At 56.5% G+C, this 5884-nt stretch carries 4 protein-coding genes; 1 reads left to right on the top strand and 3 read right to left on the bottom strand.

Annotated elements, in window-relative coordinates; all coding sequences use genetic code 11:
* Positions 1–692: 692 nt before the first annotated feature.
* The 3 genes from AD928_RS00950 to hmpA form a co-directional block, all read right to left on the bottom strand.
* On the bottom strand, positions 693–1103 hold the full coding sequence (locus AD928_RS00950; protein WP_062247522.1) for a DUF488 domain-containing protein: 411 nt from the start codon (positions 1101–1103) through the stop codon (positions 693–695).
* Positions 1100–3442, bottom strand: a complete 2343-nt coding sequence (locus AD928_RS00945) for a nitric-oxide reductase large subunit (protein ID WP_062247520.1) — start codon at positions 3440–3442, stop codon at positions 1100–1102. Before AD928_RS00945 ends, AD928_RS00950 begins: the two co-directional genes overlap by 4 nt.
* Positions 3443–3508: 66 nt before the next feature.
* On the bottom strand, positions 3509–4723 hold the full coding sequence (hmpA, locus tag AD928_RS00940; protein WP_062020783.1) for an NO-inducible flavohemoprotein: 1215 nt from the start codon (positions 4721–4723) through the stop codon (positions 3509–3511).
* Between the two features lie 84 nt (positions 4724–4807).
* On the opposite strand from hmpA, the gene AD928_RS00935 reads away from it, so the two are divergent.
* On the top strand, positions 4808–5251 hold the full coding sequence (locus tag AD928_RS00935; RefSeq protein WP_062020778.1) for an Rrf2 family transcriptional regulator: 444 nt from the start codon (positions 4808–4810) through the stop codon (positions 5249–5251).
* The last annotated feature ends 633 nt before the right edge of the window (positions 5252–5884 follow it).

Here is a 5884-nt window from a genome sequence, read left to right as displayed (position 1 = left end):
CTCAAGTGTGAGAAATCCGCGTCGACTGGGTAGAATGCGTGCGCAAATCCGCTATCCGCCTTTGCCGGCAGAGCGTCGGATGGATTCATGTCGGCTTTCGGGAAACTCTCCCAACCGCCTGTATGATCGGGATGAGGCGAATGCCGCCTGTCTGTTCTGGTTCTCTTGGGCCGACAGGCGAGTTAGGGGGGTGGAATGTCCGTTGTTGGACGCTAGGATAGAGAACCAGATATTGCCACATGAGTAATGTTCCGGGAGTGGATTGATAGCTCACGGAGCACGGCACCCACATGCAATTCCTTTCAGCGCACCGGTCGAAGCCTTTTTTCGTGGGGCAACATGTGACAGGCGTGAACTTCATGGACGTTGAGATGGTCAGCCGCAGCGGCGGTATACTCGCATAGCCGACCGTCGGACGTCATCGCGGGAACGGCAAGCAACTCGTCCGCCACATAACGACTCTGACCGGTCTGAAGCACGCGATTCCATCCTCCCGCTGCCGTACCTGTAGCTTTTCGAGAATGATGATATCAAGCGAGCGACCAAGAGCCTGATCTTTGGTGAACCCGAAGTTTCTTACCGCGCCCGGGTTCCAGAATCGGATGATCCCCCCGGGTCGGCGGCGAGGATCGCATCAGCGCGCGTTTCAAGCAACGCCCGAGTGAGGCGTTCTGCGAAATCAACGTGTTGTGTTATGACTGATCCCCTCGTCCATGGCTCGAAGATTTAACCGTCGCGACATCGCACAGAAAATCCCGAAGAACGAGTGCATGGTTATGGAGAGGATCATGCGCCGCATAAAGAAGCGTGATCCTGCTTTTCTCCGCCAGTCCCACAAGACGGGCGATCTCGGCATTTCCGTTTGAAAGCTCATGACGGTATCGCAGCCGGAATTCGTCCCAATGCGCCGGATCATGGCCGAACCAGTGACGCAGGTCCGGACTTGGCGCCACGTCCTTCAGCCAAAAATCCATCTTCACGTCGGCTTTGTGCAGCCCTCGCGGCCAAAGGCGGTCCACCAGCACGCGCAGGCCGTCGCTGGGCGCGGAGGCATCGTACACGCGCTTGAGCCTCACATCCGGAGTGTCATGTTGCGCCGTCATGACACGTTCTCCACCGGACGGCTCGCGGCAAGTGTCCTCGAACCGGGAATGAACCGCCGCATCCAACCAGGATAGACCGGCGTAAGCTTGACAAGAAAATCCCACGCCATAATCAGTGCACCAGCCGCAAAGACAACGTCGCCCGGCAGCCGCATCCATTGCCAGAACAGGGTCTTGTCATAGAATTCGGCGCTGCGGGCGTAAGCATAGCCATGCTGATAGACTGCGAGCAGTTGAGGCCAGCCGATTGGGAAGAAATTGAGCAGCGTCCACAAAACCAGTCCCGCATTGTAGAGCCAGAATGCCCACAGGCCAGCTCGTTCGGAGAAACCGGCTTTTTCAGCATGAATGTAACGCAGGCAGAAATAGATCAAACCGATCGCGAGTTCGCCAAACGCGCCGAAAAGAGACGAGTGCGCGTGGTTGAGCGTCAGAAAGGTGCCATGTTCATAATAGTTCACCAGTGGCGCATTCAGTAGACCGCCGCCATAAACCCCGGCGCCCACGAAGTTCCAGAACGCAGCACCGATGACATAGATGGTCCCGAGACGATAGCGGAAATCCTTCTGCTTCCTGATTATTCGATAGTGGCTGATTCCCTCCATGATAAGCAATACAAGTGGCAGCACCTCGATGAAGGAGAACATCGTGCCGAATGGGATCCACAGGCTCGGCTCGCCCGCCCAGTAAAGATGGTGCCCCGTGCCGATCACGCCACCGAGGAAGATCAGGATGACTTCGAAATACATGCCTCGCTCGGCGAGGCAGCGCGATATCAACCCCGTGGCCATCAGCGTCCAGGCAGTCATCGCCGCCGCGAAGAACTCGAAGGACTGTTCAACCCACAGATGGACGACCCACCAGCGCCAGAAATCCGAGATCGTGAAGGATTTCTCAATGCCCGTCAGCGGAATCATGCCACAGGCATACAGCAGTGCGACATTAACGGTAGACGCCCAGATGAGATGTTCCAGCCGGATATGACCGGACCAGAAACTGCGCGCCGCACGAGTCCACAATGAAACCGATGGCCACAGAGCCCGCATCACAAGGACGCTCCACAAAAGCAGTCCTCCGAAGAAGCCAATCTGCCAGAAGCGGCCGAGCTGGATATAGGACAACCCCTGATTTCCGAACCAGAACCAGTTGCCGTCGATCACCCCCATGACACCGAGATAGTTTCCCACCAGGCCACAGACCACTACGAAGACCGTTGCCCAGAACAGCGCGTCCACGAGCCAGCCCTGACCTTTGGCTTCTTTTCCATCGGCGATGACCGGTGCAAGAAACAGCGCCGCACCGATCCACGACAGGCCGATCCAGACAATAGGCGCCTGAATATGAAGATCACGCATGACATTGAACGGAACGTATCGATTAATATCGATACCGTAAAAACTCGTCCGGTCGTAATACATATGGGCCATGACGGAGCCGACCAGAATCTGCACCAGCAGCAGTGCCGCAACCAGAAGGAAATATTTCCAGACTTTCCTCTGACTCGGTGTCAACGGATGAACGACGAGAAGCTCCGCGTCCCGAGCCGCCGTGTCTGCGTCGTTGAGCCAATATTCGTAGATAAAGAGCACGGCACCAAAAGCCAGAAAAACAAAGCCAAAGCTCGCCCATGTCCAGATGAAAGTCTCGCCCGTCGGAGCGTTCTCCACCAGCGGCTCGTAAGGCCAGTTCTGTGTCCAGGAATAGTTCGTGCCAGGACGCCATGCGACGGTCGTCAAAGCCGAATAGATCAGAAAGTCGGCCGTCTTGACCGCGAGCGCGGGTGAGAGACTCTGTGCTGCGGTCCAGCCGGCCTTGCGGTTCGGATGGAGCAGACCGTCCGCGGTTGCCATGCGGACGGACACGATCGCCGCCACAAGCTCGCCAGGCAGCGTCACAGTCGAGGCAGTTAGATCGAGATGATGAAGATCGTCGCGCATTTTCGCCGTAATGGCGTCCTGCCGCTCTTTCGGAAGATATGCGAACGCCGCACCATCGTCTGCGCTTGCGATGTTATCGCGCGTGGCGAGCGCCAGTCGCTTCATGATTGAGGCAGTGTAATCCTCGCCATAATAGGAGCCCATGCCATACAGGCTACCATAGTCCATCAGATCGGCTTTCTGGAAACCGCCCTTTCCTGAAACGATATCCGCACCTGTCATGAGAATGGAGCCGTCGGCCGAGACGAATTTCTCCGGCTGCGGAGGCGCACCCTTGTAGGTCGCTTGTGTCGTCCAGATGAGAAGCGCCGCAGTCAGAAGACCGGTCGCAAGGAGAATCCATTTCAGGACGGTACTGACCGGATCCGCGACCGGCCTGACAATGGAAGATGAGTCCGACATCGCACTAGCTCCTGATAAGGTCGTGTGAGGGGGCGCGCCCCCTCACTGTGAACGCCCAAAAAAATATCAGGCTGCGGAGAGAACCAGATCGGGGTCGGCGGCGGAGCCGAAGAACTCGTAACGGATCTGCTTCGCCGGCAGATTCTCGGTCCGTAGCGCGTCGACCATATCTCTCATGAAGGAATCCGGCCCGCAGATGTAATAGGTCGCGGAACGGTCGAGGTTCTGCTTTACCCAAGCGGTCGTGACACGCCCAGCGTGGGCGGCAACACCATGACTGACAGCGGGCACGCTCTCTTTCGCATAGAAGAAATCCGCCGCCAGAATACCTCGGCTGGCAAGGTCTTCGATTTCCGGACGGAAAGCTGCCAACGCCTCGGTATCCGCGCCGTGAACGTAGTGAATCTTCCGCTTCACGGATGTCTGCGCCAGCTCTCCGAGCATCGACATCACGGGCGTAAGACCAACACCGGCCGTCAGGAACACGACAGGAGATTCACTTGTCTCGTCGAGGAAGAAATCACCGGCGGGATTGGCAACCTGGAGCATGTCTCCCTCCTTCACCGTCTCATGCAACCATGTCGAGACGACGCCGCCATCCTGTTGTCGCACGCTAATGCGGTAATGATCCGCGCCGGGTTCCGAGGAAATGCTGTAATTCCGGCGCTGAGAGCCATGACCGGGAACATCCAGCTTGAAGCTGAGATACTGTCCCGCCTTATGGCGAAAGAGCGCGCCGCCGTCGACGGGAACCAGTTCGAACGAGGTGATTGTCGGAGTCTCGGCGCGACGTGAGCGAACGCGAAAAGCGCGCCATCCGGCCCAACCTCCCGGTGCGTCCTTATGCTCGTCGTAAATCTGCTTCTCACGGCCGATAAGGATATCCGCCAGAAACCAGTAGGCTTTGCCCCACGCCTCGGCGATCTCCGGCGTCGCGGCATCCCCGAGAACATGGCCGATCGCGCCGAGTAGCGCCTCTGCTACATATGGATAATGCTCGGGCAGGATGTTCAGACCGACATGCTTCTCAGCAATTCTCTCGACCATGCCGCCGAGCGCGCCGAGGTCGTTGATATGTTCGGCATAGCACAGCACTGCCAGCGCCAGCGCCTTGGGCTGTTCGCCATCCTGCTGATGGGAGAGATTGAACAGGTCGCGAATGGCCGGGGTGGAGAGCAGGCGCTTGTACATTTCTGTCGTGATGGCCGTTCCGTGCGCCTTCAGCGCGGGGACGGTCGCGGAGATGATCGCGCGCGTCTTGTCGTCGAGAGGAGCGGACATGGTGCCCTCCTTTAAGGTTTACGATCCGCACATATTTTGACCGTAATTGGAAAACATGTCAAGTTGGTGCATCTTTACCCGACCATGAAACTTACGTTGCAAACCGACTATGCCTTGCGCGCCCTGATCTATCTGGGCGCCCGGACCGAACGACTCTGCTCCATTCGTGAAATCGCCATGGCGTACGGGATCTCGGAGGCACATATGGTCAAGGTCGTCCACAAGCTGGGCCAGGGGGGATTCGCCGAAACCCTGCGCGGTCGTAACGGTGGCCTACGGTTTGGACGGCCAGCGAAGGACATCATGATCGGCGATGTCGTATGCTATTTCGAAGAAAACATGGCTCTGCTAGGATGTCTGGAAAAGAGCGCTGAGACGACGCTCTGCAAGTTAATGCCCGCCTGCCGCCTGCGGAGCGGCCTTAATCAGGCAACGCAGGCGATGATGGCGGTTCTGAATGACTGCACTCTGGCAGACGTCATTACGCCCTTCGAGATCGCCCAACTGACGAAACGTGAAACGTCTTAATCATTTATTATTATTGGCCAGATGTTGAGTGTTAGATGGCCCTCAAGCGAATTGCAGCAATCAGATATATCCTTTGAACCAGGAGCATGGCGCCAAGATTCAAAAGTCCCGTTTACCTATAGCGACGCGTTCGCGAAGCTGCAGGACAGCGAAGTCGAGAAAGCCCCTGATCTTCAATGGCAGTAGATCATGACAGGTATAAAGAAGGCTGACTGGAACGGGGTTTGACTGTAAAGCCGCAAGCACAACTTGCAATTTTCCCTCTTTGACGGCCTCCATTGCCTGATAGAATAGCAATCTTGTCGCACCCACCCCGCTGTTATCCCGCATATCTCACAGAAATCTTGAGGACATGGCCAACGCTACACTCTGTCTGCATCGGGTCTCCGATCTCGCGCGCGGATTTTCCTTTTTCAACAAGAACTTTCACCAATTTCAGAGCCCGATGCACCCACTCGTGTGAGATATGCGGGCTAGTCCGCCATCGCCCCAAACTCGATAGTAAAGTTTTGAACCAATAATGTCTGCTTTACGAAAGGCCAAACTCTTACCTAAGTGTCCGAGAAGAGGCGGAAGCGCAATGTCTGAACCTATTCGTCAGGCTATTAAAGTTTCTTTTCCCCTTACAGATTT

It is taken from the genome of Acetobacter cerevisiae, from assembly GCF_001580535.1.
GTDB lineage: Bacteria > Pseudomonadota > Alphaproteobacteria > Acetobacterales > Acetobacteraceae > Acetobacter > Acetobacter cerevisiae.
This window is presented reverse-complemented; position numbering and strand designations above follow the sequence as displayed.